Raw genomic sequence first — 15,223 nt, forward strand, 5'->3', positions numbered from 1 at the left:
AGATAACGCGTTCGGGAACTGTGTCAAAGCCCAAAGTTCTCATGACCCGCGGCTACGCGGTCCGCCAGCTTTGACATGCGCCGCATTTTGGAATTAGTCTCAGGTATGGACATGATGGAATATCGCACCAAAGTGCCACCGCTCGATTGCTCTGACACAGCTCTTTTTCTCGATTTCGATGGAACATTGGTCGATATAGCCCCCACACCGGATGCCGTGGTGCTTCCGGCGGATCTGGGGCTTTTGCTGTGCCGTCTGGAAGAGGCGACGGGAGGGGCGCTTGCAATCGTATCGGGCCGTTCTCTCAACGAGCTAGAAGGCTTCCTGCGAGGCTTTGACGGCGTCATGGTCGGCTCGCACGGGTCGGAAGCGCGCGGCACGACGCCCCCGCTGGAGGCCCTGCCCGAAGGGCTGGAGGCCGCCCAGACCGAAATGCGTGATTATGCCGCGTCGCGCGGGCTGCTTTACGAGCACAAATCGATGGGGGCCGCGATCCATTTCCGCAACCGTCCCGATGCAGGGCCGGAAGTGCGGGCCTTCATCGACAGGCTGGCGATCACCAATCCGCGTTTCGAGGTCCAGCCCGCGAAAATGGCCTATGAGCTGCGTCCGGCAGGGTTTTCCAAAGATGGCGCGCTTCAGCTTCTGTCGGACCTTCCCGCCTTTCTTGGCCGTCGACCGGTTTATATCGGCGATGACACCACCGACGAACCCGCGCTGGACTGGGCCGAGACCCACGGCGGCTTCGGCATCAAGGTCGGTGAGGGTGCAAGCTGTGCAAGCCAGCGCCTGCCCGACCCTGCCGCCGTTCTGGAATGGCTACGGGCGGGAGGGGCGCGCTAGGATGGGACGGCTGATCTGTATCTCGAACCGCATCCCTTCCGGTCCCAATCCCTCGGGCGGTCTGGTTGTTGCACTGCATGACACGATCAAGGAAACAGGGGGGATCTGGATCGGCACATCGGGGGAGATCGTGGACACCCCCGAGAACACCTTGCATGAAATCACCGACGGTCCCTTCCGCCGCATGGCCTTCGACCTGACCGAGGCCGAACAGAAGAATTATTATTTCGGCTTTTCCAATCAGGTGCTCTGGCCGCTGTTTCACGGACGGACAGACCTGCTGGAGATCCATGCCGAATATCTCGACAGTTATAAGGAAGTGAACCGCCGCTTTGCCAAGATGCTGATCGAGGTGATCGAACCCGAGGACCGGATCTGGGTGCATGATTATCACCTGATCCCGCTGGCGCTGTATCTGCGCCAGTTGGGGGCGAAGAACCGGATGGGCTTTTTCCTGCATACGCCCTTTCCCAATCCGATCACGCTGCATGCCCTGCCAAATGCCGAAGATGTCTGCGAATGGCTGGCCAATTACGAGGTGGTCGGCATGCAATCCGAACGCGATGCCCGCGCCGCCATTGCCTGCCTGACCGAGATCGCGGGCGCGCAGGAGCTTGCGGGCGGCTTCGTACAGCTTGGCGAGCGGCAATGCCGTGTTGCCGCCTTCCCGATTGCTATCGATGCGCAGGAATTCCGCCATCTGGCCGAAGAGCAGATCGACCGCTTGCCCGCAGGGGTAATCAAGCCGGACCGGCAGCTGATCATCGGGGTCGACCGGCTTGATTATACCAAGGGCGTGCCGCAACGGTTCAAGGCTTTTGGCGAGTTCCTGTCGCGCCATGAGGAATGGCACCGCCATGTCTCGCTGATCCAGATCAGCCCGCCCACCCGCGAAGGGGTGGAGGCCTATGACAATATCCGTGAAGAGACCGAGCATCTCTCGGGGCAGGTCAACGGCCAGTTCGCGGATATCCAGTGGGCGCCGATCCGGTTCATCAACCGTCCTGTTCCACGGGAAACACTGGCGGGGCTGTATCGGGCGGCGCAGATCGCGCTGGTCACGCCGCTGATGGACGGGATGAACCTTGTGGCCAAGGAATTCGTCGCAGCCCAGAACCCCGAGGATCCGGGCGTTCTGATCCTGTCGCAATTTGCCGGTGCGGCCGAGCAGATGGACGATGCGCTGATCGTCAATCCGCATGATATCGAGCAGATGGCCACCGCCATCATGACCGCACTGGCCATGCCGCTGCAGGATCGCCGGCGCCGCCACGAAGCCCTGATGGATGTGCTTCTGACCAAAGATGTCAGCTGGTGGTCGAAAGGGTTTCTGACCGCGCTGGGTTAGACGGGTTTCTCGCCGGTCGGCAGTTCGAACGTCCCGAGCGCATCGGCCAGCCGCCTGCGGGCCGATCCCGGACGTAGCGGCTGCTGCTGGCTTTCATGCGGCGTCCACCCCGTCAGCCAGATCGTCTCGAAGGTCGCATGGATACGCCCTTCCGCATCGGCATAATGCGCAAGATAGATGTCCAGCGCCCGCATCAGGACCGCGCGGCGGGTGAAGTGCCGCCTGCGACCGGCCAATGCATTGGTTTCACCCATCGCGCGCAGGTCTGCAAACAGCCGCATCGGATTGGTATAGGCCACGTCGCGGGTGACACTATCGGCCACCGGCAGGGCCAGCCCGACACGCTGCAGGAGCGCCCCCAGATCGCGCACCTCTCCCATCGGAACGACACGCGGGCTGAGGCCACCTGTCACCGCGGCTTCGGCTTCGGCCAGTGCCGCGCGCAATTCATGCAGGGTCTGGCCACCGAACAGGATGCCGATGAACAGCCCGTCAGGTTTGAGCGCCCGCATCGCCTGTACGATCTGCCCCACCGGATCATTGGCCCAATGCAGCGCAAACGCGTGCACCACCAGATCATGCGCCCCCTCTTCAAGGTCAAGCACCTCGGCATCGGGCACGATCTTGGCATCCGGCAGCACAGGGGTCCAGATTTCGGGGAAAGCCGCAATCAGAGCGGGCGATGTAAAGGTTCTATTAACCTCGATCAGCCTTTCCTGAAGATCGGCCACCGCCTCTTCTTGCAAAAACGCATCAAGCCCGCGCGCCCGCGCACGCAGGCGTTGGCGGTCAAGGGCGGGGCGGTCGGTCAGAAGCGGAGGTGTCGTCATGATAAGGCCGAAGAGTAATTCCGGAGCGCCCCGAAGACCAGAGGCGATTGCAGGGCTGCGCCGTCAGGCACGGGCGGCCCTGCGTCTGATCTACCCGCCGCTATGCATCGCCTGTCAGGCACCGGTCTCCGAGGAAGGCGTGCTGTGCCCTGACTGCTGGCCCCGAACGGGGTTCATTCGCGGGCTGTCCTGCGAGACCTGTGGTGCCCCTCTCCCCGGCCAGTCGGACCGCATCGAACAGTGCGACGCCTGCCTGCGCACTCCGCCTCCTTGGGACAAAGCGCGCGCCGCCCTGCGCTATGACGGGACCGCCCGCGCCATGATCCTGGGCTTCAAACATGGCGACCGCACCGAACTTGCCCGCCCTTTCGGGCGCTGGATGGCCGAGGCGGGGCGGGATATTCTGGACGAGACCTGTCTTCTGGTGCCCGTTCCGCTGCATCGCTTCCGGCTGATCAGGCGCAAATACAATCAGGCCGCACTTCTGGCGCAGGCTCTCGCCCGCGAGACAGGCGGCGAACTCTGTGTCGATCTGCTCCGGCGCATCAGGATGACCCCGCCGCAAGAGGGACTGGACCGCAAACAGCGCGCCGAGAATGTGGCGGGCGTCTTTGCCCTGCATCCGAAACGGGCAGATCGGGCGAAAGGCCGCAAGATCGTTTTGATTGATGACGTGATGACCTCGGGTGCCACATTACGCGCCGCCTATGATGCGGTACGACCTTTAGATGCACCCAAGATCTATGTCCTGTGCCTTGCCCGCGTTGCAAAAGATCCCTAGATCGCGGTAAATCGCCCTGACCCGAAAGGAACCGATATGAAACGCGTCGAGATTTACACCACCCGGACCTGCCCCTATTGCATCGCCGCCAAGCGGCTTCTGGACAAGAAAGGCGTGGCTTATGAAGAAACCGATGTCGGTGCCGATCCCGACCTGCGTCTGGCGATGACCAATCGCGCGGGTGGCAAACGGTCCGTGCCGCAGATTTTCATCGGCGATATCCATGTGGGTGGCTGCGACGACCTGCATGCGCTGGATGCCAAGGGTCAGCTTGACCCGATGCTGGCCGGTTAAAGGCACAGGCCAGTGAGCGAGCAATTCGACCCTCTTGCGGCAGCCCTGTTTTCCGAGGTCTTCATGGCCGACCAGCTGGCGCGCAACGTCGTCAGCCGTGTGCTGCCCAAGGGCATGGAGCTGTCGCATTTCTCGGTGCTCAACCATCTGGCCTATCTGTCGGAAGAGCGCACACCGGCCCAGCTTGCGGCGACCTTCCATGTGACGCGCGGCGCGATGACCAATACCCTGTCCAAACTCGTCTGGGCGGGGCATGTGCATATCCGTCCCGACTGGGATGATGCGCGGCGCAAATTCGTGTCGATCAGCCCGGCAGGGAAATCCGCCCGCGACGCCGCCTTCGCGGCGCTGATGCCGGTGATCACCGATATCGTGCGCGACATCGGGCCGGAAAAAGTGCGTCAGGCGCTGCCCGTCATGCGCGAATTGCGCGCCAAGCTGGAAGCTGTCGGGCAGAACGGCAAATAACACCATCAATCGAGTCAAAAAGACCCCGCCGGCAGTCGGCGGGGCAAGGTAGCGCCCTGTGGCAGTAAACATGGGCGCTGGCGGTCATGGCCCCGAGGCCGGAAGGCCAAGGGGTCTTATTCCGTAGCTTGCCGTGGATCAGTTGATCCGGCCACCCATCTCATCACGGATCTGCTGGCGCAGCGCGTCGATCGGCACCAGTTTGCCATCGCGCTTGTAATGCCAATAGGTCCAGCCATTGCACGAAGGCGCGCCTTCAAGCTGTGCGCCCACCTGATGGATCGAGCCTTTGATATCCTTGCCGATCAGCGTGCCATCGGCACGGACCTTGGCAGTGTAGCGGTTGCCTTGGCTCACCAGTTCCTCGCCCGGACGCAACATGCCGCGCTCGACCAGCTGGCCGAAAGGCACACGGGGTTCGGCGCGTTTCGAGGTGGTGACTTCCAGCACCTCGGCATCCAGCTTGCGGGTACGGGCCAGACGTTTGGTCGCGGCCTCGCGGTAGGCTTGCTCGCGCTCGATCCCGATATAGTTGCGGCCCAGCATCTTGGCGACAGCGCCCGTGGTGCCGGTGCCGAAGAACGGGTCAAGGATCACATCCCCCGGATTGGTCGTGGCGATGATCACACGGTGCAGAAGGGCTTCGGGCTTCTGGGTCGGATGGGCTTTATTGCCCATATCGTCCTTCAGACGCTCGCCGCCGGTGCAGATCGGGATCACCCAATCCGAGCGCATCTGCACGCCTTCATTCAGCGCCTTGAGCGCCTCGTAATTGAAGGTCGGCTTGGCATTTTCGGATTTCGAGGCCCAGATCAGGGTCTCATGCGCATTGGTGAAGCGCTTGCCGCGGAAATTGGGCATCGGGTTCGATTTGCGCCAGACCACATCATTCATAATCCAGAAGCCCTGGTTCTGCAGCTCTGCACCCATGCGGAACACGTTGTGATACGACCCGATCACCCAGATCGCCCCGTTGGGCTTGAGGATACGGCGCGCGGCGGCCAGCCAGTCGCGGGTGAACGCGTCATAGGCGGCGAAACTGTCGAACTGGTCCCATGCGTCATCGACGGCATCGACCTTGGAATTGTCGGGGCGGTGAAGCTCGCCCTTGAGCTGAAGATTGTAAGGCGGGTCTGCAAAAATCAGATCTACGCTGTTTTCCGGAAGGGCGTTCATCTGTGCGATGCAGTCGCCTGCCAAGATCTGATTGAGCGGGAGATCGGCCTGCGCCGCCCGCGATTTCGCTTTTGTCATACTTGCCTCATGCCTTTCCTGTCCCGTGGAAGACAGGTTACCGCCGAATTGCATCGGTCTGATTTGACTGATTTTACTGCTCTATACGTGTCGACATTTTTGCCGATCTTGTGTGGATAAACATGGCGGAACCGGCCCGAAGCGTCAATTTCTTTAATTGCACCAGAGGGCTATATTTTGACTTGGCACAAGATATTGTGGACGGGCTTGAAGCTTTTCCGATGTACTGGGGTCACACCAAATTCCTGAAGGGCGGCAAGATGTTGCGCCGTAGGGTAACCTGCGTTCTGCTCCCAGCCATACTGTGGATACTGTTGCGCCAGCGACACCATCAGCGCATCGCGTTCCTCTTTGGCAAGGATTGAGGCCGCCGCAATCGACACCGAGCGCCCGTCACCTTTGACGATCGGTTCCGCGCTGATCCGGAGATCCTTCGGCACGCGATTCCCGTCAACAAGCGCGTGGTCGGCCTGTTGCGACAGCCCCTCCACGGCGCGCACCATCGCAAGATGCGAGGCGTGGTAGATATTGAGCGCGTCGATTTCCTCGACGCTGGCATGGGCCACACACCATATAGCATGTGCCTTGATCGCCTCGACCAACCCGGCGCGGCGTTTGGCGCTGAGTTTTTTGGAATCATTGAGCCCCTCGGGGATATGGGCGGGGTCCAGAATGACCGCCGCCGCCGTTACGGGGCCACAAAGCGGCCCGCGTCCGACCTCGTCGACACCGGCCACAGAGACAAAGCCGCGGGCATGCGCCGCGGCCTCGAAGGAATAATCGGGGGAAGTTTTTGTGTTCATATGCTGTTTTTGCACATCCCACCGGTCCCCGACAATCTGCAATGCCCGACGATCTGTCACGCCCGACAAGCCGCAGCGGAGGCCGTGCCTAGTGGCGGCGCATGCGGACTCCGCGATCCGCAAGGCAGTTCTGGCCGTAAACGGTCTGCGTGCGCCCGCCCCTATGGATGTCGATCAGGCAGCTCTGGGGCAGTCGGCGGTCTGCCGTGCGTTCCGCGCAGCGTCTATCGACAACCTCGGCCAGACCGCGATTGGTGCGCACCTTCATGGCACAAGATTGCGCATAGCTTGGCGCGCGATCATACCGCCTGTCATGACGGCCTTCATTCCAACGGGAATCGCCGCGGTCATCCCAGCTATAGGCGGGCGGTCTGGGCTGACTGTCTCGCTTGCTGCTCTTGTCATTCATATTGTCGATCAGCACAGCGGCTGCGCCGATCCCGATCAGGACACCGAGCGCTTTCTTCTGGTCGGAATCCATCGCGGCAGCGGGGGAAACGGCGGCAAGGCTCAGCGCAAGGGCCGTCGTTGCGGCAATAACGCGGGTCGAGAGGGACATGGTCTAACTCCTGATAGAACAGGCTCCGGCACAGTTGCGAAGCGGATAGCCCCTGATGCGCCGTCTCCCGCCAGACAGGCAATATCGCCGCGCTGTCATTGGATATCATCGGCAGAACCATGCGGATCAACAGCGTGTCATCGGATAACATCCGCCTAAAAAGCCTTTGCTATTGAATGGCAAAGCGCTCTTGCGCAAAATCCGGCCTATGAAACCTGTTGCCATCATCCTCGCACTTATATGTGCCCTTGCAGCCCCTGCGCATGCGGACTGTTATGCCGATTACAAGGCCAAGCAGGACGATCCCTTGCGGCTGCATTACGGGGTTGCGAAACTCCCCGACACTGCCTGCAGCCGTGATGCGGCGCGGGCTGCGCTGGCACCGCGCCTGAAACGCGGCGGCTGGACGCTACTCAATATCGTTTCCGTATTCGGGGACGACGGGCTGGAAAAAAGGAAGCAAAGTGCGGGAAGCTATTTCCTCCGTTACTGAGGGGCTACGGACAGGGCAGCGGGCGCTGATCTGGGGCGTGGTGGCCATCACCACCATTCTGGGGCTGGCGGCAGCTTTGCTGTTTCTGGCGCTGCCGGATGCGGATGCCTTCAACACGCGGGTCGAGCAGATCTTTGTCGCCAATGACGCGCTGACCCAGCCCACCCAGCTGCGCCTTCTGGAGGTGCTGGCGCAATCGGGCACGGCCTTTTCCGAGGTGCTGCAAAGCTACCGGATGATCATCTTCATCCTGCTGGTCTTTGCCACGGCGCTTCTGGTGGTGGCGCTGGTCTTCCTGATCATGATCATCGCGCAGAACAAACGTATGGCCGAGATCAGCCGTCAGGGCATCGAGGTGCAATCCCTGCGCATCTTGCGGGCGGAAAATATGGTGATGCTGAATGACATGGGCTTTACCCTGACCCCTGCCGCGATTGAGACTCTGGCCGTTCTGGCCGAGGCGCGGCTGGACGATGACATTCTGACCGGCATCCAGATCGAGGCGATGATCAGCGGCAAGCCCGAGGCCGATTGTGAGGAAGCCGCAGGCGCCACCCGTATCAAGCGGCTGCGCGACAGTCTGGGCAACCAGCTTGTGGCCGAGCTGCTGGTGCGCAACATTGCCCGCAAGGGCTATACGCTGGCGGTTGAACCGTCGCGCCTGAAGGTGGACTGAAGCCTTCCGTCATAAAGGCTTCGCTTGCGGGCGGGGTATATCGGCCCTATATGGCCAAACGAATGCCCCGATATCCGGAGATGCCCAATGCAAACGCCATTCTATCTGCTTGATCGCGCAAAGCTGGTCCAGAATATGGAAAAGGTCGCACGCCTGCGGGAGCTATCGGGTGCCAAGGCGCTTTTGGCGCTGAAGTGCTTTGCCACTTGGTCGGTGTTTGACACGATGCGCGACTATATGGATGGCACGACGTCTTCCTCGCTCTACGAGCTGCATCTGGGGCATGAGAAATTCGGCAAGGAAACCCATGCCTATTCCGTGGCTTGGGCCGATCACGAGATCGACGAGGCGATTTCCTATGCCGATAAGATCATCTTCAACTCGCTCAGCCAGCTCCACCGTTTCGCCGATAAGGCGCAGGCCAAGGGCATCCAGTCGGGCCTGCGGCTCAATCCGCGGTTCTCGACCTCGGGCTTTGATCTGGCAGACCCCGCGCGGCAATTCTCGCGCTTGGGCGAATGGGATCTGGAGCGGCTGGAAAGTGCACTTGACCGGATTTCCGGCGTGATGATCCATTACAACTGCGAGAATGGTGATTTCGACCTGTTCGACAGCCAGTTGACGCGGATCGAGACGGAATTCGGGTCTTTCCTGAAAAAGCTCGATTGGGTCAGCCTTGGCGGCGGTATCCATTTCACCGGCGAGGGCTACCCACTTGAAAAACTGGCCGCGCGTCTGAAGGCGTTTTCCCAAAGCCTCGGCGTGCAAGTCTATCTGGAACCGGGCGAGGCCTCGATCACCAAGACCGCCAGCCTTGAGGTCACCGTGCTGGATATCGTCGATAACGGCAAGAAGGTCGCGATTGTCGATAGCTCGATCGAGGCGCATATGCTGGACCTGCTGATCTATCGCGAAACGGCGAAACTGCCGCAGAATGGCGCGCATGAATATCAGATTGCGGGCAAAACCTGCCTTGCGGGTGATATCTTTGGCGATGCCCGTTTTGACGCGCCGCTGGAAATTGGCGATCGTATCAGCATTGCCGATGCGGCAGGCTATACGATGGTCAAGAAGAACTGGTTCAACGGTGTGGCCATGCCCGCCATTGCCATCCGCGAGAAGGACGGCACCATCACGCCGGTCCGCGAATTCACCTACGAAGACTACCGGTCTTCGTTGTCCTGAGGGTTAAAAGCCCCCTTCCCCTGTCCAAGAGAAAAAGGAGACAGCCGAAGTGAAAAAGAACGTGCTCATCATCGGTGCCGGTGGCGTGGCGCAGGTCGTGGCGCATAAATGCGCGCAAAACAACGATGTGTTCGGGGCGCTGCATATCGCGTCGCGCACGAAGTCGAAATGCGATGCCATCGTTGCCAGTGTTCACGAGAAGAAGGCGATGAAAGTCGACGGCACGTTCGACACGCATGAAGTCAATGCGCGCGACACCGCCGCCGTGACTGATCTGATCCGCAAGGTGGATGCGCAGATCGTCATCAATGTAGGCTCTGCCTTCGTGAATATGTATGTGCTGGACGCCTGCATCGAGACCGGTGCCGCCTATATCGACACCGCGATCCATGAAGAGCCCGAGAAGATCTGCGAGACGCCGCCGTGGTATGCCAATTACGAGTGGAAGCGCCGCGATACCTGCACCGAGAAGGGCATCACCGCCATTCTGGGCGCGGGCTTCGATCCGGGCGTGGTGAATGCCTATGCGCGTTTCGCCATCGACCAGATGGACGAAGTGAAGTCGATCGATATCGTCGATATCAACGCGGGCTCGCATGGCCGCTATTTCGCGACGAACTTCGACCCCGAGATCAACTTCCGCGAATTCACCGGCACCGTCTATTACTGGGAAGACCAGAAATGGAAGGAAACCTCGATGTTTGCCTCGGGCAAGACATGGGATCTTCCGGTGGTGGGCCCCTCTAAGGCCTATCAATCGGGCCATGACGAGGTGCATTCGCTGGCAACCAACTATCCGCAGGCCGATGTGCGTTTCTGGATGGGCTTCGGTGACCATTATATCAACGTTTTCACGGTGCTGAAATCGTTGGGCCTCTTGTCCGAGCAGCCGGTGAAAACCGCCGAAGGTCAGGAAGTGGTGCCGCTGAAGGTGGTGAAGGCCGTGCTGCCCGATCCGTCTTCGCTGGCACCCGATTATACCGGCAAGACCTGTATCGGTGATCTGGTGAAGGGCACGAAAGACGGCAAGGATGTCGAGCTGTTCGTCTATAACGTGGCCGATCACAAAGAAGCCTATGAGGAAGTCGGCTCGCAGGGCATCTCCTATACGGCAGGTGTGCCGCCGGTGGCGGCTGCCATGCTGGTTGCCTCGGGCGAATGGGATGCCAAGACGATGAAGAACGTCGAAGAGCTGGATCCCAAGCCCTTCTTCACCATCCTCGACAAGATCGGTCTGCCGACCCGCGTGCAGATTGGCGGCATTGGTGGCGAAGACAAGGCATGGAATGCCTGAGTCTACAGTCATGAGATGATACGGAAAACCCGCCGCAACCTTGGCGGGTTTTTCTTTGCGCGAAGATCGAAAAAACACTCTGGAAATATATGTTTTCCTGTCCGGCGCGCGCGTGAAAAGACGGCTGGCAAGAAAGGATTCACGAGTTTCGTTTACAACCTCTTCTGGTGATATCAGGAGTGTTGTCATGAAGTTTGTCTCGAATCTGCGGATTTCCACGCGGATTTATTCGATTATCGTATTTTCCGTTCTGACCAGCCTGGCCATTGCGGTCACCATGTTCAGCTTTATGGTCAGAAATACATATGAGATGCGCGAGGCCCATCTTCGCGATGTTGTCGATAGCAATGTCAGCCAGCTTGTCGCCCTGCAAGAAGACGTTGCCAAGGGCCGACGCACGCTTGATGAGGCCAAAGCGGAAGGCGCACGGATTCTGAACGCCGCCCGCTATGATGACGGCAATTATCTTTTTGCTTTTACGAATGATATGAAACTTGTCGCGCATGGCCGTGATCCCCAGCGCGCCGGTCAGGACCAGAGCCAGTTCACCGATCCCAACGGCATTTATGTCTATCGCGATCTGCGCGATCTTGCCACAGCAGGCGGCGGGCTGTTGCATTACAGTTCGAAACGCACCGGAGATGATGGCGCAGACGAACAGATTCCGAAAATCAGCTATGCCCGCGCCTTCGAACCCTGGGGCTGGGTCATCGCTACCGGCTCCTATATCGAAGATATTCAGGCCCAGATCGCCCAGATCCGCAATATTGCCGCAGCCATCTTCATTGCCGGTTTCATCCTTGTCGGGCTGGTCTGCTGGCTGATCGCACGTTCTGTAACCGCTCCGATCCGCGATCTGAAGCTGCGTATGGGGCGTCTGTCGGATGGTGATGTGGACAGTGCCGTTCCTTTCACGGGGCAAAAAGACGAAATCGGGGAAATGGCGCGGGCGGTCGAGACCTTCCAGATGTCGATCCGTCGTGGCGCAGAAATGGAACAGGAAGCCAGCCGCCATAAGGCGGAGCAGGAGGCCCTGAAGGCCCAAGCCGAGGAAGAGCGTCGCCATCGCGAAACAGAGGCCCTTGCCGCCGAACGCCGCGAGATGGAGCGCAGCGCCGCCGATCAGGCCGAGCGTGACCTTATGCGCGCCCAAAGCGATGCCGAACGGGAAGCCAATGCCGACAAACAGCGTAAGGTGGTTTCCGAACTGGCTATTGCTCTGAACGCTCTGGCAGAGGGCGATCTGACCCGCCGGCTGGAAACAGCATTTCCGGCAGAGTATGAAACACTGCGCAATGACTTCAATCGTACGGTCACCAAGCTGGAAAGTCTCATCGGAACAATCAGCCAGACTGCCGAGGTGATCGAACAGCAGGGGCTTGATATCACGGCCTCGTCCGAAGATGTCGCCCGCAAGACAGAAACCACCGCGGCGACTCTGGAAGAAACAGCCGCAGCCCTCCAAGAACTGACCTCGTCCGTCCAGCAAGCCGCTCAAGGCGCGACAGAGGCCGACAAGGTCGTGCAGGAAGCCCGTGGCGAGGCCGAACGTAGCGGAGATGTTGTTTCGCAAGCCGTGGATGCGATGCAGCAAATTCAGGACAGCTCTGGCCGGATCTCGCGGATCATCGATGTGATTGACGATATCGCCTTCCAGACCAATCTTCTGGCGCTCAATGCCGGGGTAGAAGCTGCCCGCGCAGGGGAGGCCGGTCGCGGTTTTGCTGTGGTGGCTTCGGAAGTGCGCGCATTGGCACAACGATCATCGGAAGCCGCTCGGGAAATCAACACTTTGATTTCGGAAAGCGGGGACCACGTGTCCAAGGGCGCAACAATGGTCAACGAAGCAGGCAGCGCCTTGCAACGGATCGCCGCATCGGTATCGCGCATTTCGCACCATGTTTCGGATATCGCCCGTTCGGCCACCGAACAATCTGCCGGTGTGTCCGAGATCAACAATTCGGTCGCGCATCTGGATGCCAATAGCCAGCAAAATACGGCACTTTTCCAGGACACGCTGATGGCCAGCAAGCAACTGACACTTGCCGCAAGTGATCTGCGAAGCTCCACCGCGCAATTCAAACTCTGTCAGCCCGTGTCCAAAACGTCGGAAAACCGGTCGGGATCGTGGAGCGCCGCGTCAACGCCAAAGCCTGTCCCGTCTAACGCAAAACCGGCAGCCCCTATGAAGACCGCCGTCAAACCGGCACCACAGCCTGTTATCAAGAAACAGGCCAATGGTCCTGATATCAACGATGACTGGGAAGACTTCTGAGGTTTCGCCCCATTGAAAGCCGCTCTGCAAGGGCGGCTTTTCAGGCGGCTTGAAAATCGCTCCGGCTATATGTAATGATATAGTATTACATATAGCCGGAGCAGACATGGTGGGAAATCTGGGCTCGACGCGCCTGAAGCGCCCTTTGAAAACCAATACGATGCAAAATTACGATGCGCTGCCTGCGCCGCTCAGGCGGTGGGTCGCACAAGCCGCCCTGCCTTGGTCTGCCCGCTCGTGCCACAAGATCTGGTCACGCGCACAAGCGCGCGGAGAAGGCCTTTCCCAGATTATTACCCGTCTGGACCGCGCAGAAAAACGGGCACTTGAACGCGATCGTGCGGCCCGCTTCACATGACGCGTCGAATTTCCTCCAGCCAAAGTTGAGATTTCCTGCGCCGGATGTTATTTTGACCTCATGCCCAGCGTCGGGGCTTGGACGGCGTGCAACTCTCGGAGGACTATGTCCTGTCTCATCCTGAACTCGCAGCGGTCAATTCCGGTGCAATGGTGGTGCCTATGACTGCTGATATCGTGGCAAGTACCAATTTGAAAAGCGACCAAATTCTAGAACGCGTCCTCAGCTCGCTTGATGACGACAAGGCCGAAGAAATCGTTACGATCAATCTGGCCGGTCGGTCGTCGATCTCGGATCATATGGTGATTTGCTCTGGCCGCTCCAGCCGTCAGGTGGCCGCAATTGCCGAGAAACTTGCAGAGCGGCTGAAAGACGAATTCGGTATCATCTGCAAAATCGAGGGCAAAGAAGCCGGCGATTGGGTTCTGGTCGACGCGAATGATGTCATCGTTCATGTGTTCCGTCCGGAAGTGCGCGAATTCTACCAACTGGAAAAAATGTGGGTGCCGACGGGCGACCCCATCTGATCCGGATAGCCGCAAGATGAAAGTAACCGTTCTGGCGGTAGGCAGGCTGCGCAAAAGCCCAGAGTTGACGCTGATCACCGACTATCTCGACCGTTTCAATAAAGCGGGCCGTAGCCTTGGGCTGGGGTCCGCTTCGGTCGTTGAAGTCGAAGACAAACGCAATCTGGGAATGGCGGAAGAGGCCAAGCTGCTTGAACGCGCGATCCCCGAAGGGGCCGCGATCGTTACGCTTGACGAACGCGGGCAGGTTATTTCCTCGCCCGATTTCGCGGAAAAACTGGGTGGCTGGCGCGATCAGGCGCGGGATGTGTGCTTTATCATCGGTGGCGCGGACGGTATCGACCCTTCCCTGCGCCAGCGCGCAGATTTCTCGATCAGCTTCGGGAAAATGGTCTGGCCGCATATGTTGGTGCGCGTCATGCTGGCCGAACAGATCTATCGCGCCGGACAAATTCTGGCCGGTACCCCCTATCACCGCGTCTAACAGGGCAGATGATGCAAGCCTCTGAGTTCCAGATGTTTTCGGATGAGGCCCTGTCACCGCGCGGGATCGCTCTGCTGGGCTATCAACGCACGCGCCATATTTCGAGATCGGCCCAGAAAGCATGGAGTAACGGCGACCCTACCCCGCTGATGCGGGACGCAGAAACGCATCGTCGCGCCATATTCGACTCCGTCCTTGGTGAATTGCATGCCGATCACCAGCATCTGGCCGCAGCCCTTGCCAAAGCCCAGATAGAGCCGAAATCGGTGATCGATATCGGATGCGGTCAGGCTTTGGGGGACCTTTTCCTGCTGGTCGATCACGATCCGTCCTTCCTGCTGATCGATATCGAGGAGACACCGGAACAATACCATTTCTGGGCGGAGACAGGGGCGGGATATGCCTCGCTGGCCGAAGCGGCAGAGCTTTTGCGTCAAAACGGCGCCAAGCGGGTGCGCCGGATCAACCCGCGCAAGACGCCGGAGCAGATTGACGGGCTGCATGCCGATCTGGTCATCTCCACATTATCCTGCGGGTTTCACTACCCGATCCCGACCTATCTGCCGATCTTCCAAAAAACGTTGCGTATGGGCGGGGCCGTGGTTCTTGATCTGCGCCGCTCTTACGCCGATGAACCGGATGAGGCGTTGGAAACCCTGTTCAATGCCGCATTTTTAACTGAAATCCCTTGTTCCGAGCCAAAGGCGGCCCGAATTCTGTTCACCGCCGCTTGATCGCAGAATTTCGGAGA

At 59.5% G+C, this 15,223-nt stretch carries 18 protein-coding genes; 14 read left to right on the forward strand and 4 right to left on the reverse strand.

The window, feature by feature from the left end; genetic code table 11:
* Positions 1-111 precede the first annotated feature (111 nt).
* Both otsB and WDB86_RS09850 read left to right on the forward strand, forming a co-directional pair.
* Entirely contained in the window at positions 112-843 is a 732-nt protein-coding gene (gene otsB, locus WDB86_RS09845) for a trehalose-phosphatase (RefSeq protein WP_406735809.1), read from the forward strand.
* Between the two features lies 1 nt (position 844).
* Positions 845-2,191, forward strand: coding sequence for a trehalose-6-phosphate synthase (locus WDB86_RS09850; protein ID WP_406735810.1), 1,347 nt, complete (start codon positions 845-847; stop codon positions 2,189-2,191).
* Here the strand turns inward: WDB86_RS09850 and WDB86_RS09855 are convergent.
* The gene (locus WDB86_RS09855; protein WP_339108637.1) at positions 2,188-3,021 is read right to left on the reverse strand and encodes a methyltransferase domain-containing protein; all 834 of its coding nucleotides are present in this window, start codon (positions 3,019-3,021) and stop codon (positions 2,188-2,190) included. The two genes, WDB86_RS09850 and WDB86_RS09855, sit on opposite strands and share 4 nt — an antisense overlap.
* Between WDB86_RS09855 and WDB86_RS09860 the strand changes: the two genes are divergently transcribed.
* From WDB86_RS09860 to WDB86_RS09870, 3 genes are read left to right on the forward strand one after another with little or no spacing between them, the layout of a single operon-like run.
* Positions 3,020-3,802 (forward strand): double zinc ribbon domain-containing protein, encoded by a 783-nt coding sequence (locus tag WDB86_RS09860; protein WP_406735811.1) that lies wholly within the window; start codon positions 3,020-3,022, stop codon positions 3,800-3,802. The two genes, WDB86_RS09855 and WDB86_RS09860, sit on opposite strands and share 2 nt — an antisense overlap.
* 36 nt (positions 3,803-3,838) lie before the next feature.
* Positions 3,839-4,096 (forward strand): glutaredoxin 3, encoded by a 258-nt coding sequence (grxC, locus tag WDB86_RS09865; RefSeq protein WP_339108635.1) that lies wholly within the window; start codon positions 3,839-3,841, stop codon positions 4,094-4,096.
* Between the two features lie 12 nt (positions 4,097-4,108).
* Complete coding sequence (locus WDB86_RS09870; RefSeq protein WP_339108634.1) at positions 4,109-4,564, forward strand: MarR family winged helix-turn-helix transcriptional regulator; 456 nt, start codon at positions 4,109-4,111, stop codon at positions 4,562-4,564.
* A gap of 138 nt (positions 4,565-4,702) precedes the next feature.
* On the opposite strand, the gene WDB86_RS09875 is transcribed toward WDB86_RS09870, so the two are convergent.
* The 3 genes from WDB86_RS09875 to WDB86_RS09885 all read right to left on the reverse strand — a co-directional run bounded on the left by WDB86_RS09875 (position 4,703) and on the right by WDB86_RS09885 (position 7,180).
* Positions 4,703-5,818, reverse strand: coding sequence for a site-specific DNA-methyltransferase (locus WDB86_RS09875; protein ID WP_406735812.1), 1,116 nt, complete (start codon positions 5,816-5,818; stop codon positions 4,703-4,705).
* Positions 5,819-5,988: 170 nt separating this feature from the next.
* A complete protein-coding gene (locus WDB86_RS09880; protein WP_406721523.1) occupies positions 5,989-6,621 on the reverse strand; it encodes a ribonuclease HII in 633 nt (210 codons plus the stop codon).
* An 88-nt stretch (positions 6,622-6,709) separates the two neighbouring features.
* Positions 6,710-7,180 (reverse strand): hypothetical protein, encoded by a 471-nt coding sequence (locus tag WDB86_RS09885; protein WP_406721522.1) that lies wholly within the window; start codon positions 7,178-7,180, stop codon positions 6,710-6,712.
* A gap of 208 nt (positions 7,181-7,388) precedes the next feature.
* Here WDB86_RS09885 and WDB86_RS09890 point away from each other — a divergent pair, with 208 nt between their 5' ends.
* From WDB86_RS09890 to WDB86_RS09930, 9 genes are all read left to right on the forward strand, one after another.
* The gene (locus WDB86_RS09890; RefSeq protein ID WP_339108630.1) at positions 7,389-7,673 is read left to right on the forward strand and encodes a hypothetical protein; all 285 of its coding nucleotides are present in this window, start codon (positions 7,389-7,391) and stop codon (positions 7,671-7,673) included.
* The gene (locus tag WDB86_RS09895; protein WP_339108629.1) at positions 7,645-8,349 is read left to right on the forward strand and encodes a hypothetical protein; all 705 of its coding nucleotides are present in this window, start codon (positions 7,645-7,647) and stop codon (positions 8,347-8,349) included. Before WDB86_RS09890 ends, WDB86_RS09895 begins: the two co-directional genes overlap by 29 nt.
* An 87-nt stretch (positions 8,350-8,436) precedes the next feature.
* Complete coding sequence (gene nspC / locus WDB86_RS09900) at positions 8,437-9,534, forward strand: carboxynorspermidine decarboxylase (protein WP_406735813.1); 1,098 nt, start codon at positions 8,437-8,439, stop codon at positions 9,532-9,534.
* 49 nt (positions 9,535-9,583) lie between these two features.
* Complete coding sequence (locus tag WDB86_RS09905) at positions 9,584-10,828, forward strand: saccharopine dehydrogenase family protein (protein ID WP_339108627.1); 1,245 nt, start codon at positions 9,584-9,586, stop codon at positions 10,826-10,828.
* 187 nt (positions 10,829-11,015) lie between these two features.
* Positions 11,016-13,103, forward strand: coding sequence for a methyl-accepting chemotaxis protein (locus tag WDB86_RS09910; RefSeq protein ID WP_406735814.1), 2,088 nt, complete (start codon positions 11,016-11,018; stop codon positions 13,101-13,103).
* Positions 13,104-13,209: 106 nt separating this feature from the next.
* The gene (locus WDB86_RS09915; RefSeq protein ID WP_339108625.1) at positions 13,210-13,461 is read left to right on the forward strand and encodes a DUF6525 family protein; all 252 of its coding nucleotides are present in this window, start codon (positions 13,210-13,212) and stop codon (positions 13,459-13,461) included.
* A 161-nt stretch (positions 13,462-13,622) separates the two neighbouring features.
* Positions 13,623-13,988 carry a ribosome silencing factor gene (gene rsfS, locus WDB86_RS09920; RefSeq protein WP_406721518.1) on the forward strand — a complete coding sequence of 122 codons (366 nt, stop codon included), beginning with the start codon at positions 13,623-13,625 and terminating at the stop codon, positions 13,986-13,988.
* A gap of 16 nt (positions 13,989-14,004) precedes the next feature.
* Positions 14,005-14,472, forward strand: a complete 468-nt coding sequence (gene rlmH, locus WDB86_RS09925; RefSeq protein WP_339108623.1) for a 23S rRNA (pseudouridine(1915)-N(3))-methyltransferase RlmH — start codon at positions 14,005-14,007, stop codon at positions 14,470-14,472.
* 8 nt (positions 14,473-14,480) lie between these two features.
* Positions 14,481-15,206, forward strand: a complete 726-nt coding sequence (locus WDB86_RS09930) for a hypothetical protein (protein ID WP_406735815.1) — start codon at positions 14,481-14,483, stop codon at positions 15,204-15,206.
* The last annotated feature ends 17 nt before the right edge of the window (positions 15,207-15,223 follow it).

Origin of the sequence: Thioclava sp. GXIMD4215, from assembly GCF_045291555.1 — a bacterium.
GTDB classification, from domain to species: domain Bacteria; phylum Pseudomonadota; class Alphaproteobacteria; order Rhodobacterales; family Rhodobacteraceae; genus Thioclava; species Thioclava litoralis.

Coding starts and splice junctions, on each gene's coding strand:
- otsB (WP_406735809.1), top strand. CDS start 112: ATGATGGAATATCGCACCAAAGTGCCACCGCTCGATTGCTCTGACACA.
- WDB86_RS09850 (WP_406735810.1), top strand. CDS start 845: ATGGGACGGCTGATCTGTATCTCGAACCGCATCCCTTCCGGTCCCAAT.
- WDB86_RS09860 (WP_406735811.1), top strand. CDS start 3,020: ATGATAAGGCCGAAGAGTAATTCCGGAGCGCCCCGAAGACCAGAGGCG.
- WDB86_RS09855 (WP_339108637.1), bottom strand. CDS start 3,021: ATGACGACACCTCCGCTTCTGACCGACCGCCCCGCCCTTGACCGCCAA.
- grxC (WP_339108635.1), top strand. CDS start 3,839: ATGAAACGCGTCGAGATTTACACCACCCGGACCTGCCCCTATTGCATC.
- WDB86_RS09875 (WP_406735812.1), bottom strand. CDS start 5,818: ATGACAAAAGCGAAATCGCGGGCGGCGCAGGCCGATCTCCCGCTCAAT.
- WDB86_RS09880 (WP_406721523.1), bottom strand. CDS start 6,621: ATGAACACAAAAACTTCCCCCGATTATTCCTTCGAGGCCGCGGCGCAT.
- WDB86_RS09885 (WP_406721522.1), bottom strand. CDS start 7,180: ATGTCCCTCTCGACCCGCGTTATTGCCGCAACGACGGCCCTTGCGCTG.
- WDB86_RS09890 (WP_339108630.1), top strand. CDS start 7,389: ATGAAACCTGTTGCCATCATCCTCGCACTTATATGTGCCCTTGCAGCC.
- nspC (WP_406735813.1), top strand. CDS start 8,437: ATGCAAACGCCATTCTATCTGCTTGATCGCGCAAAGCTGGTCCAGAAT.
- WDB86_RS09910 (WP_406735814.1), top strand. CDS start 11,016: ATGAAGTTTGTCTCGAATCTGCGGATTTCCACGCGGATTTATTCGATT.
- WDB86_RS09915 (WP_339108625.1), top strand. CDS start 13,210: ATGGTGGGAAATCTGGGCTCGACGCGCCTGAAGCGCCCTTTGAAAACC.
- rsfS (WP_406721518.1), top strand. CDS start 13,623: ATGACTGCTGATATCGTGGCAAGTACCAATTTGAAAAGCGACCAAATT.
- rlmH (WP_339108623.1), top strand. CDS start 14,005: ATGAAAGTAACCGTTCTGGCGGTAGGCAGGCTGCGCAAAAGCCCAGAG.
- WDB86_RS09930 (WP_406735815.1), top strand. CDS start 14,481: ATGATGCAAGCCTCTGAGTTCCAGATGTTTTCGGATGAGGCCCTGTCA.